1 protein-coding gene is annotated in these 261 nt (G+C 64.4%); it reads left to right on the top strand.

The window, feature by feature from the left end:
• On the top strand, positions 1–204 hold a 204-nt coding region (locus Q5L94_RS13870; RefSeq protein ID WP_317498936.1), incomplete at its 5' end, for a hypothetical protein.
• Between the last annotated feature and the right edge of the window lie 57 nt (positions 205–261).

Raw genomic sequence — 261 nt, 5'->3', positions numbered from 1 at the left:
GGTCGCACGCCGTATCTTTTGGCCGTGGACCATGGCGCGTGGGCGGCTGTGCGCTGGTTCTGGTCGGCCGGCGTCGATCTCCAGCGAAGAGATACCCATGGTTGCAATGCCCATGATCTGCTGGTGCACGGCGGTCGTGATGTGCCTGGGGATGTACTGGAGCGCGTGGCAGGCCATGCGGCAGTGCTGTCCACGGGGTTGTGACGGGATGACGATGTCATGGTCGCGTGGCATCGTCATCGTCTCAGCCGCGAGACCGCA

The sequence above is a fragment of the Idiomarina sp. Sol25 genome (assembly GCF_033052775.1).
Lineage (GTDB): Bacteria > Pseudomonadota > Gammaproteobacteria > Enterobacterales > Alteromonadaceae > Idiomarina.
Note: the sequence above shows the minus strand (reverse complement) of the source record. Positions and strands in the feature narration are given on the sequence as shown.